The organism is Kocuria nitroreducens (assembly GCF_042879195.1).
GTDB classification, from domain to species: domain Bacteria; phylum Actinomycetota; class Actinomycetes; order Actinomycetales; family Micrococcaceae; genus Kocuria; species Kocuria nitroreducens.
Window position 1 is genome coordinate 139482 of sequence record NZ_JBHZTC010000005.1, and the last position, 22010, is coordinate 161491.

Below are 22010 nucleotides of genomic sequence, written 5' to 3' on the forward strand. Positions count from 1 at the left end.
GGGACTTTCCGGTGCACTCCCTGTACGAGACTGTAGTGCATGCCGAATCGGCGGCCACAACCGGGGGCTCGCGCGTGCGGCCCGGCATTTCTTGATTGACTGACTCCATGAGCTCCGTCGACTCCCCCGAGAACCGGGCGTTCGCCCCCGCCGATCCTGGCTTCCTCGTCTCGATCGCGACCTTCGCCTTCGTGGCCCTCGGGCTGGAGGCCGTGGTCGACGGCACGGTGCTCACCTTCACCGGCGAGATCCCCGGCGTCTACCCGCTGGGCTGGCAGGTCTTCACGTGGTTGTGCCTGGGCGCGGCGTGGTTCGCGATCCAGCGGGGCCTCGTGGCGTGGCTGCGCCACCGGGCGGCGGACCCCGCCGTCCCCGCGCCCTCGCTCCTCGCGGCCGACCACCGGCGGACCACCACCGCCCTGGTCGTGTTCGTGCTGGCCGTCCTGCTCGGGGTGATCCTGCCCGTCTTCCTCGTGGGCGAGTGGCGCGTGCAGCCGGTCCAGCTCTACCTGGACCTCTACGCCCAGTACGGCGCGGGCGCGTGGCTCGGCATGGTGGGCTTCGCCGCCTACCACGTGGGCCGGGCCCTGCTCCTCGCGCTGGTCCTCACGTGCGTGCAGCGGGCCGTGGAGCTTCGCCGCCAGGCACCCTGGACGCGGCTGGCCCCGGTGGGCGGGCTCGTCCTCGGCCTCCTGCTCGCCCTGCCCGGGTTGATCCTCGGCGGATGGGCCTCCGTCGCCACGGCCGTGGTCTGCTGCACGCTGCTGGGGGTGGTGCACAACCTCACCGGCAGGTCGTTGCGCTGGACGGTCCCCGCGGCCGTGGCGGTGCTGCTGTTCGTCTAGCAGTGCCGGACCGGGACGGTGGCGTCCCCGGGCCCCGCCACCCGGGGCCGCGACGGCGCATGTCCGGTGCGCCCGTTGCCGCCGCCTCGCTGTGACTGCTCTCCTCGTCTCTCCTCGTCCCCGGGTCCGAGGGCGGTGTTGCCGCGGTCACAGAAAATTACGGTGCAGGGTTCCGCAGGTCCACACCATGTCCTAACATAGTGACATCAGGACGAGTGAGACCTGCGTCACGCATCGAGTGACCCGTCCGACCCATCAGCACCGTGAAGAGCGCACCGGCTGCGCACGAACAAAGGAACTCCGATGGCCACCTCCTCACCCCGGGAAGCAGCTGCTGCGCTGCCTCCCCTCACTGCCGGACCACATCGCAAGCGTCTCGGTCTCATCTCCGTCGTCGCCTGCTTCGGCGGCCTGCTCTTCGGCTACGACACCGGTGTGATCAACGGCGCGCTGCGCCCGATGTCGGCCGAGCTCGGCCTCACCCCGCTCACCGAGGGCGTGGTGACCAGCTCGCTCGTCTTCGCCGCCGCCGTCGGCGCCCTGTCCGGAGGCCGGATCTCGGACGCCTGGGGGCGCCGGAAGACGATCCTCCTGCTGGCCGTCCTGTTCTTCATCGGCACAATGATCGTCGTCTTCACCCCGAACTACGAGATCCTCGTGGTCGGGCGCATCTGCCTGGGCCTGGCCGTGGGCGGCGCCTCGGCGGTGGTGCCCGTCTTCCTCGCGGAGCTGGCCCCCTACGAGATCCGCGGATCGATCGCCGGCCGCAACGAGGTGGCCATCGTGATCGGCCAGCTCTCCGCGTTCGTGATCAACGCGATCATCGGCAACGTCTTCAGCGATGTCACCGGGGTCTGGCGGATCATGTTCGCCATCTCCGCCCTGCCGGCCGTGGCACTGTTCATCGGCATGCTCCGGATGCCGGAGTCCCCGCGCTGGCTCGTCGAGAAGGGCCGGCACGAGGAGGCCCTCGAGGTGCTCAAGACCGTGCGCTCCGAGGACCGGGCGATCGCCGAGCTCGGCGAGGTGGAGCACATCACCGAGGAGGAGCGGGCCGAGAACCAGATCGGCCTGGGCACGATCCTCACCAACAAGCACCTGATCCGGATCATGCTGGTCGGCATCGGCCTCGGCATCGCCCAGCAGCTCACCGGCATCAACTCGATCATGTACTACGGACAGATCGTGCTCATCGAGTCCGGCTTCAGCGCGAACGCGGCCCTGATCGCCAACATCGCCCCCGGCGTGATCGCGGTGGTCGGCGGCTTCATCGCCCTGTACCTGATGGACCGGCTCGACCGGCGCAAGACCTTCATGATCGGCCTGAGCCTCACCACCACGTGCCACCTGCTCATCGGGATGTCCGCGATGACGCTGGAGGAGGGCAACCCCCTGCGGCCCTGGGTGATCCTGGCGCTGGTGGTGGCCTTCGTGGGCTCCATGCAGACCTTCCTCAACGTCGCCGTGTGGGTGTACCTCTCCGAGGTGTTCCCCCTGCACATGCGCGGCTTCGGGATCGGCGTGTCCGTGTTCATGCTGTGGGTCGCCAACGGCGTCCTCTCGCTCTACTTCCCCTCCCTGGTCGATGCCGTCGGCATCACCGGCACGTTCTTCCTCTTCGCCGGGGTCGGGGTGCTGGCCCTGCTCTTCGTCTACACCCAGGTCCCGGAGACCCGGGGACGCACGCTCGAGGCGCTGGAGGAGGACGTCTCGACCGGCGCGATCTACAAGATCAAGGCGCCGAACTCCTAGGAAGTCGATCACGGCGGGGACGCCGTGACGCGAGAAAAGCCTCCGGGTGGATGCGGCCCCTCGACGGACCGCATTCACCCGGAGGCTCTTCCGTGCCACCCGAACTCACGCGCGGGACCGGGACGGGGCCGATGGGCCCGTCCCGGTCCCACGCGGGCGGGAGCGCGCGGGATCACCCTCCGCGGACGAGTCAGCCCACGCGGGTGAGGGGAGCGTAGCGCAGCAGCAGCCGCTTCTCGTCGGCCCCGAACCGCACTTTCGCCACGGTCTTGTCCCCGGCGCCCTCGACGGAGACCACGGTGCCCATGCCGAAGGTCTTGTGGTCCACGGTGTCGCCGACGGACAGGCTGGGGATCTCCTTGTTGGGCTGGACCCGTCCTGCCGTGGTGGCCCGGGACGGCGCCATCCGCTCGAAGGCCGCGTTCGACGCCGCCGCGGCGCCCCAGTAGGAGCCCCGCATCGGATCCCGTTGCCCGGAGCCGCCGCCGTGCAGCGAGGAGCCCCACGACGCCGGGGCCGAGGACCCCTCGCGCTTCCAGTCGAGGAGTTCGGCCGGGATCTCGTCGAGGAACGGGCTGGCCGGGTTGTACTGGGACTGCCCCCACATGGAGCGGAACTCGGAGCGCGTGAGGTAGAGGCGCTCGCGGGCGCGGGTGAGCCCCACGTAGGCGAGGCGCCGCTCCTCCTCCATCTCCTTCTCGTCAGTGAGGGAGCGCTGGTGCGGGAACAGCCCGTGCTCCATGCCGGTCAGGAAGACCACGGGGAACTCGAGGCCCTTGGCGGTGTGCAGGGTCATCAGGGTGACCACGCCCTGGGCGCGGGCCTCGGCGACCTCCGCTGCGATCTGCTCGGCGCTCGGGCCGTCCTCGCTCCCGGCGGCGGGCCGGTTCGGGATCTGGTCGGCGTCGGCCACGAGGGAGACATGCTCGAGGAACTCGGGCAGTCCGGCGTCGGGGTGGTCCCGTTCGAACTCCCGGACCACGGCCACGAGTTCCGCGAGGTTCTCGACCCGGGACTCGTCCTGGGGGTCCTGCGACTGGCGCAGCGCGGCCAGGTACCCGGACTGCTCCAGGACGGCCTCGAGGACGGTGGCGGCCCCCGAGCCCTCGGCGACCGAGGCGAGGTCGTCCATGAGCTGGACGAAGGCCTTGACCGCGTTCAGGGAGCGGGTGGCCATCCCGGGCGCCTCGTCGGCACGGCGCAGCGCGGCCATGAAGGAGACCCGTTCGCGCTCGGCGAGCACCGCGGCGGCGCCCTCGGCGCGGTCGCCGATGCCGCGCTTGGGCTCGTTGACGATGCGGCGGACGTTGATGTCGTCGTCCGGGTTCACGATCGCCCGCAGGTAGGACAGGGCGTCCTTGATCTCCTTGCGCTCGTAGAAGCGGGTGCCGCCCACCACCTTGTAGGGCAGGCCCACGCGCATGAGGATCTCCTCGAGGGAGCGCGACTGCGCGTTGGTGCGGTAGAACACGGCGACGTCGCCGGGGCGGTACCCGTCCTCGTCCTGGAGGCGGTCGATCTCCTCGGCGATGAAGCGGGCCTCCTCGTGCTCGTTCTCGGCGGCGTAGCCGGTGATCTTCTCGCCGCTGCCGGAGGCTGTCCACAGCCGTTTGTCCCGGCGGCCCTTGTTCTTGGCGATCACCGCGTTGGCAGCGGTCAGGATGTTCTGGGTGGACCGGTAGTTCTGCTCCAGCAGGATGGTGCGGGCCTGGGGGTAGTCCTGCTCGAAGTCGACGATGTTGCGGATGTCGGCCCCGCGGAACGCGTAGATCGACTGGTCCGAGTCGCCCACGACGGTCAGCTCGGCGGGCGGGACGTGGCTCGTCCCGGCCTCGGTCTCCGCCCCGGTCCCGACGAGCTCCCGGACCAGCGCGTACTGAGCGTGGTTGGTGTCCTGGTACTCGTCGATGAGCACGTGCCGGTACCGCCGCCGGTAGTACTCGGCGACCTGCGGGAAGGCCCGGAGCATGTGCACGGTCTGGGCGATGAGGTCGTCGAAGTCCATGGCGTTGGCCGCGCGCAGCCGCTCGGTGTAGCCGCGGTAGACCTGGGCCACGGCGCTCTCGAAGGGGTCGGTCTCGGAGACCCGGGACAGGTACGTCTCGTCGTCGACGAGCTCGTTCTTCAGCGCGGAGATCCGGTGCTGGATGCTCTTGGGCGCGAAGCGCTTGGGGTCGAGGTCGTGCTGCTTGGCCACGAGGGTGAGCAGCCGCAGGGAGTCGGCGGAGTCGTAGATGGAGAAGGTCGACTTCAGGCCCACGCTGGCGGCCTCCCGCCGCAGCACTCGCACGCAGAAGGAGTGGAAGGTGGAGATCGACATCGACCTCGCGGAGTCCCCCACCAGCTCGACCACGCGCTCGCGCATCTCGGCGGCGGCCTTGTTCGTGAACGTGATGGCCAGGATCTCGCCCTGGTGAGCACGCCCGGTGGCCAGCAGGTGCGCGATCCGGTGGGTCAGCACGCGGGTCTTGCCGGAGCCGGCGCCGGCGACGATCAGCAGCGGTGAGCCGGAGTGCTCCACGGCGGCCCGCTGGGGGTCGTTGAGCCCCTCCACGAGGGCGTCGGCGGACACGGTGCCGCGCCGTGGGCGGGTGTCGGTGCCGGGGCGGGCCACGGAGGCGGAGGGCAGGAGCGGGTTGTCGAAGAGGTAGTCCATCGTGGGCCCAGTCTACCGAGGCCCGGTGACAGCCGGGTCGTCCGGTGGACGGTCCTCAGACGAAGTGCAGTTCGAGCCGGTGCCGGCCGTTGTCGTCCTCGACCCACAGCTCCGAGTCGGCGACCGTGACCCGGACGGGCCGCTGCAGCTCGATGTCGTCGTCGAACTCGACGGAGCCCTCGGCCTTACCGCCGTAGACGGTGTCGAGCTCCCGGCTGGCCGGGTCGAGGTGACGGATGGCGTCGTTGCCGGTGTCGGCGATCACGATGGAGCCGTCGTAGAGGATCTGCAGGTCCTCGGGGTGGTCCAGCTGCGCCACGTCCGCGGGCCCGTCCGCGAACCCCGCGCCCGCCCGGCCGACCACGGTGCAGACCTGCGGGCCGCCGTCGGGCTTGTCGGTGTCGATCTCGATGCAGCGCAGGGACGAGGAGTCCCGGTCGATGAGCCACAGCGTGCCGTTGCCGTCCTCGGTGATGGAGACGGTGGCGGCGAACTTCGCCTGAACCGCCTTCCCGTCCCTCCGGCCCGACTCGCCCGTGCCCGCGAACTCGTACAGCACGTCGGTGTACGGGTCCCAGCGGAAGAGCCGGTGCAGGGAGGGCACCGCCACGATCACGGCCGAGAGCTTGTGCGACCACACCATGTCCGCGATGGGGGCCCCGCCGAGGACGGAGCAGTCCACCGTGCGGCGCACCGTGTCGTGGTCCTTCTCGAACAGCGTCAGCACGTTGCCCTCGGTCAGCCGCATGAGCAGGCCGTCCGGGAGTCCGATGGACAGTTCCATGACCGGCACCTCCGTGTCGTCCTCGTCGAGCGCCCGGTCGTCGTCGGCCGGTCCGCTCCCCGTGCGGTCCGGAGGACCGCTGTGGGTGGCCCCAGCCTACCCCGCGGTCCCGGCGTTGGGCGGTGGGGGTGCGACCGGATCATGGGGGCATGGGACCGACACGCGCACAGAAGGCACGCAAGCACGGCGCGACCACGGCGACCCCGGGGCCGGCACGGGCAACCCGCCTGCACCAGGCGGAGCCCGGCGAGCTCCGCCCCGAGCCCACGAGGTCGAGCTCGGGCCTCGTGGTGGGCGTGGCCATGTCCGCCTCGGCGCTCCTTTGGCTGTACGTGCACGCCTGGGTCCTCCCCCGGTTCGGCGCCACCGCGGCCGGCGGGCTGACCCTGCCCGAGTGGATGCCGGGCGGATTCGGGCAGGAGCACGCCCGGCGGCTCGCCACGGCGCTGGGTGAGCCGGGACGGGCCCAGTACGAGGCGGTGCACCGGTCCTCCGCTCTGCTGGCGCCGCTGCTCGTGGGACTGGCGTGGCTGCTGTTCGTGGCGGTGCACACGGCCTCCCGCGCCCGGCGGTGGAGGCGCTCGGCGGTGGTGCTCGGCTTCGCGGCCGTCTCCCTCGCCGGCAACGCGGCGATCGACGCCGCCCTCGCGGACCCCGGTGACGGCTCCGCCGTCACCACGGCGTCCGTGCTCGTGATCGCCCGCTGGGTGCTGCTCGTGCTGATGCTCGCCGTGACCGCGACCGTGTCCGTGGAGGCCCTGCGGCGCCGGTCGAGGGCCGCCGACACCGCCCCCGAGGACTGACCACCCACGCCGCGTCGGTGACCGGCGCCCTCCCCCGTCCGGCGGACCCCGGCCATCGGGCGCAGCCCGGCTCCGTCCGGCGCCGTCCCGGACGGACAGACGCCCCGGACCGTGCGGTCCGGGGCGTCCGTGCGTGCCCCCGATTGGATTCGAACCAACGACACCGGCTTTAGGAGAGCCGTGCTCTATCCCCTGAGCTACGAGGGCGACGCGAACAGTCTAGGGGGTCCCCCGGACGCCCGCTAACCGGCCCCGTCTAGGATCGGTCGCATGCCCGTCTACATCGATCCGCCGCTGTGGCCCGCCCACGGGACGCGCTTCTCGCACCTGGTCTCCGACACGTCCTACGAGGAGCTGCACGAGTTCGCGGACCGGCTGGGCGTGGCCCGGCGCGCCTTCGACCGGGACCACTACGACGTGCGGGAGAGCCTGTACCACGAGGCGGTCGCCGCGGGCGCGCTGCCGGTCGACGGCCGGCAGCTCACACGCGTGCTCGTGCGCAGCGGGCTGCGCGTCCCGGCGCGGGCGCGTCCGGACCGGATCGCCCGGGTGCTGCTGCGGCGGTGGGCCGCCCGCTTCCCGGCGCACCCCGCACTGGGCGGCGAGCTCGTGGACCGGTGGAGCGAGCCGCACCGGCACTACCACGGCCCCGCCCACCTGCTGGCGGTCCTCGAGGCCGTGGACCTGCTGCTGACCGGGACCGGCCTCGGTCCCGCCCGGTCCGAGGCGCTGGTGCTGGCCGCGTGGTTCCACGACGCGGTCTACCGCGGCCGTCCCGGGGCGGACGAGCGGGAGTCGGCGGCGCTGGCCCGCACCCGGCTGGGCACCGCCGGCTTCGCCGAGCCGTTCGTGGCGGAGGTCGAGCGGCTGGTCCTGCTCACTCTCGGGCACCGGGTCGCGGACGAGGACACCGTCGGAGAGGTGCTCCTGGACGCCGATCTCTCGGTGCTCGGCGCCGACCCGGCAGGCTACGCCGCCTACGTCGCGGGCGTGCGGAGGGAGTATGCACACGTGCCCGGACCGTTGTTCGCGCAGGCCCGGTTGAGCGTGCTGGAGGACCTGCGGGCCCGGCAGCCCCTGTTCCGCACCCCTGCGGCCCAGCGGCGGTGGGGTCCGGCGGCGGTCCGCAACCTCGAGGGCGAGATCGGACGGCTGCGCGTCGCCGTCGGGAAACCGTCCGACGGTCCCCCGGTGGACGCGGAGGTGCTGACCATCACCGCCGTGTGCCTGCGGGACGACGACGGAGCGCTGCTGACGGTGCGCAAGCGCGGCACGGAGCGCTTCATGCTGGTGGGCGGCAAGCTCGACCCGGGCGAATCCGCGGCGTCGGCCGCTGTGCGGGAGACGGCGGAGGAGGTCGGCCTGCGGCTGGACACCGCTCAGCTGCGCCTGCTCGGGGTGTTCGAGGCACCGGCCGCGAACGAGGCCGGCACGTGGGTGCGCTGCACGGTGTTCACGGCGCCTCTCACGGGCCGGCCCGTGCCGCTCGCGGAGATCGAGGAGCTGCGCTGGCAGCCGGTGGGCGAGGACTCCCCCGGCGCGATGCCCGCGGATCTCGCGCCGCTGCTGCGGGAGCACGTCATTCCGGCGCTGCGCCGCGCTCCCGGGGGTCCTCGGTCCCGGCCGGGGCGTGCCACCTCCGGTGGAGCAGGATCCCGGTGACCAGGCCGAGCACGATCCCGATGCCGCCGAACACGGACAGCCACATCGCGGCGTGGCCCACGAACGCGGCGACGACGAAGCCGGCAACGATGCCGGGCACAGCGCCACAGATCATGCCGTAGGCCATGTAGGCGTACTCGCGATCGAGGCTTGTGCGGGCGTGGCGGCTGAAGTCGGTGGACATGGGACCAGTCTATCGTCCGCCGGCAGGGCCCCGGGGTGGCCGGCGCGGTGGACGCCGGGACGACAGCGGGTGCGCGGTTCCCGTCTGGCCGACCAGGAACCGCGCACCCGAAGCGGTGCTCTCGCGTGCGGTCAGCGCACGCGGACGAAGACGGGGCCGGAGCCCACGTTGACGCCGGAGATCGCGGTGGTGCCACCGTTCCAGCCGCCGTGGACGGCCTTGCCGCCGCCGATGTAGACCGCGATGTGGGCCGCGCCCATGCCGCCGTCGGCGTAGTAGACGAGGTCGCCGGGCTGCGCCTGGCCGGCGGAGACCTGAGTGCCGAGGCTCAGGTAGGAGGCCGGCCAGCCGTGGTGGTTGATGCCGGCGGCGCGCAGAGCGTTCGTGACGAGCGCAGTGCAGTCCTGGCGCACACCGAGCTGGCCCATGGCGGCGGAGGAGACGGTCGCGCCCTTGCCCGAGGCCGAGCTCTGCGGGGTCACGGTGCGCTGGGTGGCCGGAGCGGCCTGCACGACAGGCTTCGGGGCAGGAGCGGCGGCGGGCTTCGGCGCGGGGACGGGCTTCGGAGCGGGGGCTGGCTTCGGAGCGGGAGCGGCGACCGGGGTGGGGGCCTGAGCGACCTGGACGGCAGGCTTCGGCGCGGGAGCGGGGGAGACCGGGGCGGGAGCGGCGACGGCCGCCGGGGCGGCCACGGCAGGCGCCGCGACGACCGGGGCCTCGGCCTTCCGGTCGGCCTTCTCGTCGGCCTTCTGGTCGGCCTTCTGGTCGCTCCGCGTCTCGGCCTTGGTCACGTGGGCGACCGGCTCGAGGGACACCGTGGGAGCCGCAGTGGGGGTGGCGGCGGCGACGGCGGACAGCGGGGCGTCGGCGGAGGCCTCCTGGGCCGGAGCGGTCTGCGCGGAGACGGTGGTGGCGAGGGCCAGGCCGGAGAAGGCCGCCACGGCGGCCACGGTGCGGGCCTTGCCGGAGAAGAGAGAGCCGATGCTGTGCGAGGAGGTCAGGTCACGAGTCATGAGGAGTTCAGACGACTTTCTTTCGGAGCCGGGCCTGCCGGAGGGGCGCGGACGACAGCACAGACCACCCCGGGCCGTGCTCGGGGTGATCCGGTGTCCGGCAGGAGCGCGTTCCGGGATCGGGAACGACGGCCGGGCGAGCGGAGGAGGGGGCGCCGTCCGGGCGGACAGCAGGCATCACCGAGAACCGGGAGAGCGGGTCTCGGCGTGCGGGGGGGGGTGATCGGGGGCCGCCCGCGACGAGCGGGGTCGTCGCGGGCGGCGGACCGGATCAGAAGGTGTAGTAGCCGTCCAGCTGCATGGCGTTGACGGAGTGGATCTGGGTGCCCTGGGCCGGGTTGAGGGCGGAGATCATCTTGCCGGCGCCGATGTAGATGCCGACGTGCGCGCCGCCGTTCTGGGAGACGAGGTCGCCGGGCTGCGGGTTGGCGGTGGGAGTGCCTGCCGCGAACTGGGACCAGGTGGTGCGGGGCAGGTCGATGCCGTTCTGGGCGAAGACCCACTGGGTGAAGCCGGAGCAGTCCCAGGCGCCGTAGGCGGTGCCGCCGTAGACGTAGCCCGCGCCCTGCGCCGACATCGCGGTGCCCACGACGCCGCCGGCGGACGGGGCGATCGCAGTGACGGCGGTGGACTGCGGGGTCACGCTCGAGGTGGCAGCGGTCTGCTGCGGGGCCGGAGCCTCGTAGGCGGGGGCCGGGGCCTCGTAGGCGGGGGCCGCGGGCTGCGCGGCGACCGGGGCCTGGTAGGTGTACGAGGAGTACGCGGCCAGCGAGGCGGAGGCCGGGGCCGAGTAGGCCGCACCGGTCTCGACGGGGGCCTGGGCGAAGGCCTGGGCCGGGGCGACGGAGCCGATCATCGCGGCGCCGGCAGCGGCGGCGATGGTGGTGTTGCGCACGACGTGCGAGGTGCTCTCAGCGCGGTGGCGGGCAGTGTTCTGCTGGAAAAGCGACATGGTTGAGTTCCTCCCTTTGCCTACGAGGTGAGCTGTCGGATTCGGGTGGGAGACACCCGGTCGCAGAACGCACGCGCTCTGACGACTTAACCCCAAGGACCCGGATCACCGGGACCGAAAGTGGTTCCCCCGCTTCTGCCAAGCAGTTTCTGTGTAGAGGCCACGGGCACCGGCAGAATTCGGCGATGTGCTCCGAGGGCGCCGATCCGACCAGTGATCGGCACGCGTTGAACAGTACATGACTGATTACGGAAGTGTCACGTTTTGATCACGACGGATAACAGTCGAGCAACGCCCAATGTATCAATACCGCCCTATTGATTCCCTGCGGCATATGACTTCCCGAGTGTGACGCGCTGTGCAGTGCGTTGACGAGGCCCGGAAATCCGCTTCCCGCCAGGGCATCGCCGACCCGGCCGCCCCGACCGGGCGGAACTGGCCGAAAGTGTCTTGTGAACGTCCACACACCCGGAGCGAGCTGCGCACCGGCGCGCTCCAAAGGACACCCCACGGGCCTCGCCGGGGCCGCCCCACGGACCTCTGCGGAGCCGCCCCCGGAACTCCGGGGACGTCCGGTGGGCTCTCAGGGGGCGAGGACGCGGATGGCCGCGGCGGTGCGCAGGTCGATCTCCGCGGAACGTCCCGTGGCCGCCACCTCGATGCGCACGACCTGATCGTCCACCCGGGCCCTGACCTCCGCCCCGGTGAGCACTCCCACGTCGCTCAGCACGCCCAGGAGGTCCGCGTCCGCCTGGACCACCTCCGGCAGCAGCGCGACGGTGTGCTGCCCGTCGGGGTCGTGTCGGGCGGCGTCGAGCAGGGAGGGGTGCGCCGCGACGGGGCTCTCCTCGACGCCGAGGGCGGCCAGACCAGGGATGGGCGTGCCGTACGGCGAGTACCGGGGGCTGTGCAGCAGGTCCACGAGACGCCGCTCGACCTGTTCGCTCATGACGTGCTCCCACCGGCACGCCTCGTCGTGCACCTGGGCCAGGTCCAGGCCGATGACGTCGGCGAGCAGCCGCTCCGCCAGCCGGTGCTTGCGCATCACCTGCACCGCCCGCTGCCGGCCCGCCGGGGTGAGCAGCAGCGACCGGTCCTGGCCCACCGTCAGCAGCCCGTCCCGCTCCATCCGGGACACCGTCTGCGAGACCGTGGGCCCGGAGTGGTCGAGGCGCTCGACGATCCGCGCCCGCATCGGCGTGATCCCCTCCTCCTCGAGCTCGAGGACGGTGCGCAGGTACATCTCCGTGGTGTCGATCAGCTCGCTCATGCCTCAGTCATCCTTCGTCCGGCCGTCCGGGCCCGGGGACCCCGCCCGGACCGGTCTTCCCCCCGAGTTTAGTGGGCGAACCCCGCTGCGGTGCGGTCGGGGGCGGCACCCGCAAGGCCCGCCACAGCGGGTGGGGCAGAATGGGCCGAGGCGCGGAAGGCGCGAGCACGCTTTCGCGGCGGTCGCGCCCGCCGCACGTCACCCGCCACCGCCGCACGTCACCCATGAGGGAGCGCCCGTTGCCCGCACACGTCACCATCCCCCAGCACCTGCTGCCCGCCGACGGCCGGTTCGGCGCCGGTCCCTCGAAGATCCGCCCGGCGCAGGTCGAGGCCGTGTCCCGGGCCGGGACCGCCCTGCTCGGCACCTCCCACCGCCAGGCGCCGGTGCAGGAGCTCGTGGGCTCGGTGCGCGAAGGCCTCGCGCAGTTCTTCGGCCTCCCCGCCGGCCACGAGGTGCTCCTGGGCCTGGGCGGGGCCACCGCGTTCTGGGATGCCGCCGCCTTCGGGCTCGTCGGGCGGCGGGCCCAGCACCTGGTCTTCGGGGAGTTCGGCGCCAAGTTCGCCCAGGCAACCGGCGGGGCCCCGTTCCTGGAGGCCTCCTCCGTCGTGGAGTCCGCCCCCGGGGCGCGCCCGGAGGCCCGCGCGGAAGAGGGCGTGGACGTCTACGCGTGGCCCCAGAACGAGACCTCCACCGGAGTGGCGGCCCCCGTGCACCGGCCCGCAGGGATCGCGGACGACGCGCTGGTGCTGGTGGACGCGACCTCGGCCGCCGGCGGGATGGCCGCGGACGTGGCCGCGACGGACGTGTACTACTTCTCCCCGCAGAAGAACTTCGGCTCGGACGGCGGCCTGTGGCTGGGCGCGTTCTCCCCCGCGGCGATCGAGCGGATCGAGCGGATCGGCGCCTCCGGGCGGTGGATCCCGGACTTCCTGCAGCTGAGCACGGCGCTGCAGAACTCCCGGAAGAACCAGACCTACAACACCCCCGCTCTGACCACCCTCGTGCTGCTCGACGAGCAGGTCCGCTGGCTCAACGACCAGGGCGGCATGGCGTGGGCCGCGGCCCGCACGAAGAACTCCTCGGACCTCGTCTACGCGTGGGCGGAGGCCTCGTCCTTCGCGACCCCGTTCGTGGCCCGTCCGGAGGACCGCTCGACCGTGATCACCACGGTGGACTTCGACGACGGAGTGGACGCGGCCGGTGTCGCGGCGGTCCTGCGCGCCCACGGCGTGGTCGACGTCGATCCCTACCGCAAGCTCGGGCGCAATCAGCTGCGGATCGCCACGTTCGTCTCCATCGAGCCCGACGACGTCGCCCGGCTGCTGGCCTGCGTGGACCACGTCGTCGAGCAGCTCCGCGGTCGGCCGGGGCACTAGCCGCAGTCCTCGGCCGCCGCACGCTCCGCGCGCAGCCGGAGCCAGACGACGAAGCCCACCAGGGCTCCGCCGAGTCCCGCCGCCACGGCGACGCCCATGCCCCAGCGCGCGCCGAGGGCGTCGGTGATCCAGCCGACGACCGGCGCCCCGATCGGGGTGCCGCCCATGAAGATGGCCATGTAGAGGCTCATGACGCGTCCGCGCATCACCGGCGAGGTGGTGGACTGCACGTACGCGTTGGCGGTGGTCATGATGGTCAGCGAGGAGAGTCCGCAGGGGATCAGCCACAGCGCGAACAGGAGCAGGGTGGGCGCCGTCGCCGCGCCCAGACAGCTCAGGGCGAAGACGGCGCTGCCGCCGTAGACGTAGCGCAGCCGGGCGCTGCGGCGCCGGGCCGAGAGCAGGGCCCCTGCCACCGTGCCGACCGCGAGGACCGAGTTGAGCAGCCCGAAGGTCTCCGAGCCCCGGCCGAACTCGGGGCCGGCCATGGCGGCCAGGAAGACCGCGAAGTTCAACCCGAAGGTGCCGATGAGGAAGATGGTGACCAGCACCGCCACGATGTCGGGGCGGTTGCCGACGTAGGCCAGTCCTTCCCGGATCTGGCCCCGTCCCCGGCCGGAGCGGGGCATCCCGCGCAGCTCGTCCGTGCGGATGGCGAGGACGGCGGCGAGCATGGCCCCGAAGGTCAGCGTGTTGAGGAGGAACACCCAGCCCGACCCGATCGAGGCCACGAGCACGCCGGCCACGGCGGGCCCGATCATCCGGGCGGTGTTGAACGAGGTCGCGTTCAGGGCCACGGCGTTGGAGAGGTAGGCGTCGTCGACCATCTCCGAGACGAAGGTCTGGCGCACGGGGGCGTCGAGCGTGGAGACGACGCCCAGGGCGAGGGCGAAGCCGTAGACGTGCCACAGGGTGGCCGCGTCGGCCAGGACCAGCGCCCCCAGCCCCGCCGCCAGCACAGCCATGGACGTCTGCGTCCACAGCAGCAGTCGCCGCCGGTCGAGCCGGTCCGCGAGCACGCCGGCCCAGGGCGCGAGGAAGAGCTGGGGCAGGAACTGCAGGGCCGTCACCACGCCCATGGCAGTGGCGTCGTGGTCGGAGAGCTCGTCGAAGACCAGCCACGACTGGGCCGTGCGCTGCATCCACGTCCCGATGTTGGACACGAGCGCGCCCAGGAACCACAACCGGTAGTTGCGGAACCGGAAGGACCGGAACATGCCGCGCGCGGGCTCCGGGACCTCGTCCGTCCTCGCGGTCCCCGACGGAGCGGTCAGGACCCCTCGCCCTCCCGCGGCGGGACGGACCCGCCCTCGGCGCGGTCACCGGGCGCCGGCTCGCCGCCGGGGACCCCGGTCCCGCCGGCAGCGGCGTTCTCCCCGGCCTCGTCCTCGGCCCGGTCCTGCTCCTCCTGGGCCTTCTCCTCGGGGCTCACGCGGGCGGACCACGGGACCCACTCGGGCGCCAGCAGGGCGTCCTCCCCGGGCAGCAGGCCCACCTCGCAGACCGTCACCGCCTTGCTGCGCGGGGCCCGGGCCAGGCTCGCGAACCAGTTCCAGCCCCGGTACCCGGGCAGCGTGCACTCGAAGAGGTGGACGACCAGCCGGTCCTCCTCCACCGTCACGCGGTGGCCGGCACCGATCTGCGAGGGCTCCGCGATCTGCTCCACCCCGGCGCGGGCCGTGGCCACGTCTGCCACGAGCAGGGGGTCCTGCTTCGGGGTCCGCCGCCGGCGGGGCGCCGGTGCCGTCGGCTCGGGTGCCAGGGGCACGGCCTCGACGGGCACGTCCTGGACGGTCTCCTCGGTCACTGCTGGTCTCCCTCGTGGTGGGTGCCGGCGGGTGCCGGCGGTGGGTGCTCGGGATCGGTGGGTGCAACGGCGCGGCGGCCTCAGACGTCCAGGTTGTCGGCCACCGTGCGCAGGATGGCGGCGATCTTCCTCCCGTGCGCGGAGTCCGGGTAGCGGCCCCGGTGCAGCCCGTTGGACATCTCGTCCAGGAGCTTGATGAGGTCCTCCGTGATCACCGCCATCTCGTCGGCGGGCTTCCGGACGTTCTTCGCGACCGACGGGGTCCGGTCGAGGATCCGGGCGGAGAGCGCCTGCGCGCCGCGCCGCCCCTGGGCCACCCCGAACTCCATCCGCGTGCCCGGCTTCACCGTGGTGGCGCCGGAAGGCAACGCCGAGGAGGGCAGGAACACTTCCTGGCCGTCGTCGGCCGCCAGGAACCCGAAGCCCTTCTTCGCATCGAACCACTTGACCTTGCCGGTGGGCACGCTGTCTCCCTCGTCCTCGTGTTCGTGGAGGGGTGGCCCGTCGGTCACTGCCGCCGGGCCACCCTGTGGAACCTCCCATTCTAGCCCTGCTCCGCGGGCGGGGACCGCCGGGGCGCGGTCCCCGGCACACCGCTCCGCTCGGTACTCTGGAGCCATGCCTGCTTCCCACGACCGCGCGGCCGCGCCCGCGAACCGCACAGCCCGACGTCCCGGGATCGACGTCCTCGGCGTCTCCGCGGTCGCGCTCGGCCTGCTGTGCGCCGTGTGCCTCGCCCTGCTGCTCGTGCTCAAGGCCGCCGGCGCGGACCCCTGGGACGGGCTCACAGTCGTTCCGTGGTTCGCGTTCCCCGTGGCCTTCCTGCTCTTCTGCGCGGTCCTGGTGCGCTCCCTGCTGCGCCGCCGCCGGGCCTGACCCGTGCTCCCGGACGGGCTGCTCCGGGATCTCGCGCCCCGCTCCCCCGCCGAGCTGGGCGAGCTGCTCGCCGCCCGGCCCGACGCCGCACGCCCGGGCACGGAGTCCGTCGAGGACCTGGCCGAGGCGCTGCTGTCCCGGGTGGGTCTGCGCCGGGCCCTCGACACCCTGTCCCGGCCCGAGCTGGACGCCATCGAGCGCGCCGTGGTCCTGGGCCCGCCGGACGGACCCGCCGCGCGGCTGCTGACCGGCCCGCCCTGGGACCGGCTGCACCGGCTGGGCCTCGTCCACCGGGACGGCGACGCGCTGCGTCTCGTGCCGGGGCTGGCGGAGGCCCTCGGCCGCTATCCGGCGGGCCTCGGCCGCCCGCGGCCGGTGCTCGCCGCCCTCGCCGCACGCCTGCGCGACGAGGCACCGGCCGCGCCAGGTGCCGGGGCCGGGCCCCGCACCGCCGAGGAGCTCGCGCTGTGGCCGGCCCGGGCGCGGGAGGTCCTCGAGCGGTTCCGCTCCCGTCCCGTGGGGGCTCTGCCCGACGCCCTGCGCCGTGTCGACCCGGCCGCCGACCCGGACTCCCGGCCCGTCGACTGGATCCTGGCCCAAGGCGTCCTCCTCCCCGTGGACTCCCGTCACGTGGAGCTCCCCCGGGAGGTCGGCCTGCTCCTGCGCGGTGCCGATCCCTGGGCCGCGACCTCCCCGGAGCCGCCGGTCCGGCCGGCCGCGCGCGTGCCCGACCGGTTGCGGGACAACGCCGCCGCGGCCGCGGTCGAGCAGCTCCTGCGCCGGGCCGCGGCCCTGCGCGCCGAGCTGCGGGCACGGCCGCTGGCCACCCTGCGGGCCGGCGGGATCGGCGTGCGCGAGCTGCGCAGGCTGCGCTCTGCCCTGGGGATCGAGCACGCCGAGCTCGTCCGCCTGCTCGGTCTCGGCGAGCTGGCCGGGCTCGTGCGGCTGGACCCGGACACCTCGGCCTGGCGCCCGGCACCGGCACCCTTCGAGGACGCCGAGCGCACCGACCAGTGGTGGCACGTGGTGCGGTCGTGGCTGGCCTCCGACGTCGTGCCCTCCGCGGCGGGCCTGCCCCTCGCGGACGGCACGGTCGTCGGGGTCCTCACCCGCGGCACGCACGCCCCGGAGGCCCCGGCGGTGCGCCGGGCACTGCTGGCCGCCCACGCCGAGCTCGCCGAGCGCGCGCCGGGAGGCCACGAGCCGGAGGACGTCCTGACTCTCGCCCGCTGGCGGCGCCCGCGCCTGGCCCGGGCCCTGGACCGGTGGGGTGCGGGAATGCTGACGGAGGCCGCCGAGCTCGGCCTGGTGGGCGCCGGCGCCCTCACGGAGCCCGGCCGGGCCCTCGTGGAGGACCGGTCCGTGGACGCCGTCCGCTCCGTGGCCGGGTGGTTGCCCGCACCCTCGCGGACGGTGCTGCTGCAGAGCGACCTCACAGCGACGGCCACCGGCTACCTCGCGCCGGACGTGGCCCGGACCCTCGACCGGATGGCGGAGCCGGAGGGCCACGGGCCGGTCCCGCGGCACCGTTTCAGCGAGCGCTCCCTGCACCGGGCACTCGACGCCGGCTGGAGCCCGCCCTCGATCCTGGCGTGGCTCGAGGAGCACAGCCGGGGCCCGGTGCCGCAGGCCCTGGCCTACCTGGTCGAGGAGGCCGGCCGGGGGCACGGGCGGATCCGGATCACCCGGGCGGACTGGGTGCTCACCGGCGAGGAGGAGCTGCTGGAGGCGCTCGCCGGCTCCCCGGACCTCGCGGGGCGCCGGCTGCGGCGGCCCGCCCCCGGCGTGCTCGTGGTCGACCCCGGCGAGGAGGTCCCGGACCGGCGCCGGGGACCGGCCGGCCGGGACGGCGTGCTCCGGGAGCTCGCGGCCGCCGTCCGGGCCACGGGCACGGAGCCGGCGCTCGACGTCGCCCCCTCGGACACCTCCCCGTCGGCGACCGCCGGCAGCCCGGCCCTGCTGCTCGAGGTCCCCGCCCCGCGCCTGCCCGTCCCCTCCGCGGAGGAGATCCAGGACCTGGTGGACCGGCTCACCGGCCCGGACCGTGCGCGGCGCCTGCCCAATCACCAGACCGACGACCCGACCGACAGCGGAGGAGCCGCCCCGTGGGACCCCTGATCGTCCAGAGCGACCGGACCGTGCTGCTCGAGCTCGACCACGAGGACGCCGACGACGCCCGGCGGGAGCTCGCCGCCTTCGCCGAGCTCGAGCGCGCCCCGGAGCACGTGCACACCTACCGCATCACCCCGCTGGGGCTGTGGAACGCTCGGGCGGCCGGGCTGGACGCCGAGCAGGTGCTCGACGTGCTCCTCACCCGCTCCCGCTTCCCGGTCCCCCACGCCCTGCTCCTGGACATCGATGAGACGATGTCCCGCTACGGCCGCCTGGTGCTCGAGAAGGACCCGGTGCACGGGCTCGTGCTGCGCAGCCACGACGCCCCGGTCCTGGAGGAGATCGCCCGGCACCGCAAGATCGCCCCGCTGCTCGGGCCCCGCATCGACGGCGTCACCACCGTGGTGCACGCGAGCGCCCGCGGCCAGCTCAAGCAGCTGCTCCTCGCCGTGGGGTGGCCGGCGGAGGACCGGGCCGGCTACGTGGACGGCACGCCCCACCCCGTCGCCCTGACGGAGACGGATCCCCTCACGGGCGAGGCCTGGGCCCTGCGCCCGTACCAGCGCCACGCGGTGGAGAACTTCTGGGCGGGCGGCAGCGGTGTCGTCGTCCTGCCCTGCGGCGCCGGCAAGACGCTGGTGGGCGCCGGGGTGATGGCCGCGAGTTCGACGACGGCGCTCGTCCTGGTCACAAGCACGGTCTCGGCGCGGCAGTGGAAGGCCGAGCTGCTGCGCCGGACCACCCTGACGGAGGACGAGATCGGCGAGTACTCCGGTGCGGTCAAGGAGGTCCGCCCCGTGACGATCGCCACCTACCAGGTGCTGACGGCGCGCCGCGGCGGGATCCACCCCCACCTGGAGCTGCTCGACGGCCACGACTGGGGGCTGATCGTCTACGACGAGGTGCACCTGCTGCCCGCCCCCGTGTTCCGGATGACCGCCGAGCTGCAGGCGCGGCGCCGGCTGGGCCTCACGGCCACCCTGGTGCGTGAGGACCACCGCGAGGGCGAGGTGTTCTCCCTCATCGGCCCCAAGCGCTACGACGCGCCGTGGCGGGAGATCGAGGCCCAGGGCCACATCGCACCCGCCGACTGCGTCGAGGTCCGGGTGGAGCTGCCCCTCGCGGACCGGATGGCCTACGCCTCCGCGGAGGACGCCGACCGGCACCGCCTCGCCTCGTCCTCGGCGCACAAGCTCGACGTCGTGGCCCGGCTCGTGGCCCGCCACCGCGGGGAGCCGGTGCTCGTGATCGGTCAGTTCCTGGACCAGCTCGACGAGCTGGGCGCGCTGCTCGAGGCCCCCGTGCTCAAGGGCAGCACCGGCACGGCCAGGCGGGAGAAGCTCTTCGCCGCGTTCCGGGCCGGGGAGCTGCCGGTGCTCGTGGTGTCCAAGGTCGCGAACTTCTCGGTCGATCTGCCGGAGGCCTCGGTCGCGGTGCAGGTCTCGGGGGCCTTCGGCTCGCGGCAGGAGGAGGCGCAGCGCCTGGGCCGGCTGCTGCGGCCCAAGCACGACGGCCGGCCGGCGACGTTCTACACCGTGGTGGCCCGCGACACCGTGGACGCCGACTACGCGGCCAAGCGCCGCCGCTTCCTCGCGGAGCAGGGCTACGCCTACCGGATCGTCGACGCCGCGGCCGTCGAGACCTCCGGCGAACTCCCCGAGGATCGGTGAGCGCCGTTCAGCCGGCGTTCAGGGTGTTCCGAGAAAATGGGTGGTGTGAAGAACGACAACCCCGAAGCGAAACTGCTCGTCGTCGACGACGAGCCCAACATCCTCGAGCTGCTGGCCACGTCCCTGCGCTTCGCCGGCTTCGAGGTGGTCACCGCCGCCAACGGCCGTGACGCCCTCGCCAAGGCGGAGTCCGAGAACCCGGACCTCGCGGTGCTCGACGTCATGCTGCCGGACATGGACGGCTTCTCGGTGACCCGCAAGCTGCGCGCGTCCGGGCGGCACTTCCCCATCCTCTTCCTGACGGCCAAGGACGAGACCGAGGACAAGGTCACGGGCCTGACCGTGGGCGGCGACGACTACGTCACCAAGCCCTTCAGCCTCGACGAGGTCGTCGCCCGCATCCGCGCGGTGCTCCGCCGCACGCAGCCCGCCGAGGAGGACGACTCCCGGCTGCGCGTGGACGACCTCGTCCTCGACGACGACGCGCACGAGGTGTTCCGGGGCGAGCGGGAGATCGACCTGTCCCCCACCGAGTTCAAGCTGCTGCGCTACCTCATGCTCAACCCGAACCGGGTCCTGTCCAAGGCGCAGATCCTCGACCACGTGTGGGAGTACGACTTCAACGGGGACGCCTCGATCGTGGAGTCCTACATCTCCTACCTGCGCCGGAAGATCGACAACGACCCGGAGCTGCCCCCGCTGATCCACACCAAGCGCGGCGTCGGCTACCTCCTGCGGTCCCAGCACAAGAACCACTGACCCGGTCCCGGGATGCACACCCTGTCCTCCCGGTGGCGCTCGGCCTCGCTGCGCTCGCAGCTCATGGTGCTCACGGGCCTGCTCCTGGCGCTGTCCATCCTGGTGACGAGCTTCGTGGCGATCTCGGTGCTGCGCACCTCGCTCCTGAACGACATCGACCGCGGCCTGCGGGACTCCGTCCAGACGGTGTCCGCGGTGCTGGTGGCCGACATGGGCGGCGCGCAGGGAGTCCAGGTGCCGCACGCCGGGTTCCTCCTCGACGCCGAGGGCGAGACGCTCGCCGAGGCGGTGTACACGCCGGACGGCGTGCTCGAGCAGCGGCCGGACCTCTCGCAGGTCGACCTCGAGCACGTGCGGAACAACCCCTTCGAGCCGACGACCGTGAGCTCGGTGGGCGCCCCGGACCGCCGGTGGCGGGTGGTCGCGGCCGAGACGGAACGGCTGAACCTCGTGGTGGCGGTCGCCGAGCCGCTCGACGAGATGAACGAGATGCTCAGCGCGGTGACCCTCCTGACGCTGAGCTTCGGCGTGGCGACCCTGTTCGCGGCCATGGCGGTCGGCTGGATCCTGGTCACCCGGGCGTTCGAGCCGCTGCACCGGGTGGAGCAGACCGCCGCCCGGATCGCGGAGGGCGACCTCTCCCAGCGCATGGAGGGCTACAACCGGCAGACGGAGATCGGCCAGCTCTCGGCGTCCCTCAACACGATGCTCGGCCACATCGAGGACGCCTTCGACGCCCGCACCCGGTCGGAGACCAAGCTGCGGCGGTTCGTGGCCGACGCCTCCCACGAGCTGCGCACCCCCCTGGTGACCATCCGGGGCTACTCGGAGCTCTACCGGCACGGCGCCCTGCAGGAGCCCGAGGACGTGGCCGGGGCGATGTCCCGGATCGAGTCGGAGGCGAAGCGGATGACGCAGCTCGTGGAGGACCTGCTGATGCTCGCGCGCCTCGACGAGCGGCGGCCCGCCGAGAACGTCGACGTGGACCTGTTCCACCTCGCGTTCGACGCGGTGGGGGACGCCCGCGCCTCCGCCCCCGACCGGCGGATCGAGGTCGAGGGCCTGCGGGGCGGGGGCCCGGTCTCGGCGTGGGTGCACGGCGACGAGTTCCGGCTCCGCCAGGTCGTGGCGAACCTCGTGACCAACGCCCTGCGCTACACCCCGGAGGGCACTCCGATCGAGATCGCGGTGGGCGTGGAGCGCTCGGTCGACGACTCCTTCAACGCCGTCCTGCAGGTGCGAGACCACGGCCCGGGCATCCACGGCGAGGACGCGGAGCGCGTCTTCGAGCGCTTCTACCGGGCCGACTCCTCCCGCACGCGGGAGACCGGCGGCACGGGGCTGGGGCTGTCGATCGTGGCCGCGATCGTCCAGCAGCACGACGGCACCGTGCGGCTCACCGAGACCCCCGGCGGCGGGGCGACCATGACCGTCCGCGTGCCGGGCATCGAGCCGGCCGACGACGCCCCCGAGGTGTGAGCGGGCC

General features: G+C 73.1%; 19 protein-coding genes, 1 tRNA gene and 1 riboswitch. Of the genes, 10 read left to right on the forward strand and 10 right to left on the reverse strand.

Annotated elements, in window-relative coordinates; all coding sequences use genetic code 11:
• Positions 1-107: 107 nt before the first annotated feature.
• A complete protein-coding gene (locus tag ACFYE1_RS04845) occupies positions 108-845 on the forward strand; it encodes a hypothetical protein (protein ID WP_387740556.1) in 738 nt (245 codons plus the stop codon).
• A 303-nt stretch (positions 846-1148) separates the two neighbouring features.
• Positions 1149-2597, forward strand: coding sequence for a sugar porter family MFS transporter (locus ACFYE1_RS04850; protein WP_387740558.1), 1449 nt, complete (start codon positions 1149-1151; stop codon positions 2595-2597).
• A 190-nt stretch (positions 2598-2787) separates the two neighbouring features.
• Here ACFYE1_RS04850 and pcrA read toward each other — a convergent pair whose 3' ends face one another.
• Both pcrA and ACFYE1_RS04860 read right to left on the reverse strand, forming a co-directional pair.
• A complete protein-coding gene (pcrA, locus tag ACFYE1_RS04855; protein WP_387740560.1) occupies positions 2788-5253 on the reverse strand; it encodes a DNA helicase PcrA in 2466 nt (821 codons plus the stop codon).
• Positions 5254-5308: 55 nt separating this feature from the next.
• Positions 5309-6037, reverse strand: a complete 729-nt coding sequence (locus tag ACFYE1_RS04860) for an integrase (RefSeq protein ID WP_387740561.1) — start codon at positions 6035-6037, stop codon at positions 5309-5311.
• A 149-nt stretch (positions 6038-6186) separates the two neighbouring features.
• Between ACFYE1_RS04860 and ACFYE1_RS04865 the strand changes: the two genes are divergently transcribed.
• Positions 6187-6840 carry a hypothetical protein gene (locus ACFYE1_RS04865; RefSeq protein ID WP_387740563.1) on the forward strand — a complete coding sequence of 218 codons (654 nt, stop codon included), beginning with the start codon at positions 6187-6189 and terminating at the stop codon, positions 6838-6840.
• Positions 6841-6974: 134 nt separating this feature from the next.
• Here the strand turns inward: ACFYE1_RS04865 and ACFYE1_RS04870 are convergent.
• A tRNA-Arg gene (locus ACFYE1_RS04870) sits at positions 6975-7047 on the reverse strand.
• Between the two features lie 63 nt (positions 7048-7110).
• Here ACFYE1_RS04870 and ACFYE1_RS04875 point away from each other — a divergent pair.
• Positions 7111-8502, forward strand: a complete 1392-nt coding sequence (locus tag ACFYE1_RS04875) for a DUF4031 domain-containing protein (protein ID WP_387740565.1) — start codon at positions 7111-7113, stop codon at positions 8500-8502.
• On the opposite strand, the gene ACFYE1_RS04880 is transcribed toward ACFYE1_RS04875, so the two are convergent.
• From ACFYE1_RS04880 to ACFYE1_RS04895, 4 genes are all read right to left on the reverse strand, one after another.
• Positions 8420-8686 (reverse strand): hypothetical protein, encoded by a 267-nt coding sequence (locus ACFYE1_RS04880; RefSeq protein ID WP_387740567.1) that lies wholly within the window; start codon positions 8684-8686, stop codon positions 8420-8422. The two genes, ACFYE1_RS04875 and ACFYE1_RS04880, sit on opposite strands and share 83 nt — an antisense overlap.
• 131 nt (positions 8687-8817) lie before the next feature.
• A complete protein-coding gene (locus tag ACFYE1_RS04885) occupies positions 8818-9699 on the reverse strand; it encodes an NlpC/P60 family protein (protein WP_387740568.1) in 882 nt (293 codons plus the stop codon).
• Positions 9700-9970: 271 nt separating this feature from the next.
• Positions 9971-10651 carry a C40 family peptidase gene (locus ACFYE1_RS04890; RefSeq protein WP_387740570.1) on the reverse strand — a complete coding sequence of 227 codons (681 nt, stop codon included), beginning with the start codon at positions 10649-10651 and terminating at the stop codon, positions 9971-9973.
• A gap of 5 nt (positions 10652-10656) precedes the next feature.
• A riboswitch (cyclic di-AMP (ydaO/yuaA leader) is annotated at positions 10657-10806 on the reverse strand.
• A gap of 428 nt (positions 10807-11234) precedes the next feature.
• On the reverse strand, positions 11235-11921 hold the full coding sequence (locus ACFYE1_RS04895) for a metal-dependent transcriptional regulator (RefSeq protein ID WP_387740572.1): 687 nt from the start codon (positions 11919-11921) through the stop codon (positions 11235-11237).
• A 224-nt stretch (positions 11922-12145) separates the two neighbouring features.
• Here ACFYE1_RS04895 and serC point away from each other — a divergent pair, with 224 nt between their 5' ends.
• A complete protein-coding gene (gene serC, locus ACFYE1_RS04900; RefSeq protein ID WP_387740574.1) occupies positions 12146-13300 on the forward strand; it encodes a phosphoserine transaminase in 1155 nt (384 codons plus the stop codon).
• Here serC and ACFYE1_RS04905 read toward each other — a convergent pair.
• From ACFYE1_RS04905 to ACFYE1_RS04915, 3 genes are all read right to left on the reverse strand, one after another.
• Positions 13297-14517 carry an MFS transporter gene (locus ACFYE1_RS04905; RefSeq protein WP_387740575.1) on the reverse strand — a complete coding sequence of 407 codons (1221 nt, stop codon included), beginning with the start codon at positions 14515-14517 and terminating at the stop codon, positions 13297-13299. The two genes, serC and ACFYE1_RS04905, sit on opposite strands and share 4 nt — an antisense overlap.
• 53 nt (positions 14518-14570) lie before the next feature.
• Complete coding sequence (locus ACFYE1_RS04910; protein ID WP_387740577.1) at positions 14571-15107, reverse strand: DUF3027 domain-containing protein; 537 nt, start codon at positions 15105-15107, stop codon at positions 14571-14573.
• Positions 15108-15187: 80 nt separating this feature from the next.
• Entirely contained in the window at positions 15188-15571 is a 384-nt protein-coding gene (locus ACFYE1_RS04915) for a cold-shock protein (protein WP_387740579.1), read from the reverse strand.
• A 154-nt stretch (positions 15572-15725) separates the two neighbouring features.
• Here ACFYE1_RS04915 and ACFYE1_RS04920 point away from each other — a divergent pair, with 154 nt between their 5' ends.
• From ACFYE1_RS04920 to ACFYE1_RS04940, 5 genes are read left to right on the forward strand one after another with little or no spacing between them, the layout of a single operon-like run.
• Positions 15726-15983 carry a hypothetical protein gene (locus ACFYE1_RS04920; RefSeq protein WP_387740580.1) on the forward strand — a complete coding sequence of 86 codons (258 nt, stop codon included), beginning with the start codon at positions 15726-15728 and terminating at the stop codon, positions 15981-15983.
• A gap of 3 nt (positions 15984-15986) precedes the next feature.
• Positions 15987-18101 carry a helicase-associated domain-containing protein gene (locus ACFYE1_RS04925; protein ID WP_387740582.1) on the forward strand — a complete coding sequence of 705 codons (2115 nt, stop codon included), beginning with the start codon at positions 15987-15989 and terminating at the stop codon, positions 18099-18101.
• A complete protein-coding gene (locus tag ACFYE1_RS04930; protein WP_387740584.1) occupies positions 18089-19765 on the forward strand; it encodes a DNA repair helicase XPB in 1677 nt (558 codons plus the stop codon). Before ACFYE1_RS04925 ends, ACFYE1_RS04930 begins: the two co-directional genes overlap by 13 nt.
• A 36-nt stretch (positions 19766-19801) precedes the next feature.
• Positions 19802-20524 carry a response regulator transcription factor gene (locus ACFYE1_RS04935; protein ID WP_387608436.1) on the forward strand — a complete coding sequence of 241 codons (723 nt, stop codon included), beginning with the start codon at positions 19802-19804 and terminating at the stop codon, positions 20522-20524.
• Between the two features lie 12 nt (positions 20525-20536).
• Complete coding sequence (locus ACFYE1_RS04940; protein WP_387740586.1) at positions 20537-22003, forward strand: sensor histidine kinase; 1467 nt, start codon at positions 20537-20539, stop codon at positions 22001-22003.
• Positions 22004-22010 lie beyond the last annotated feature (7 nt).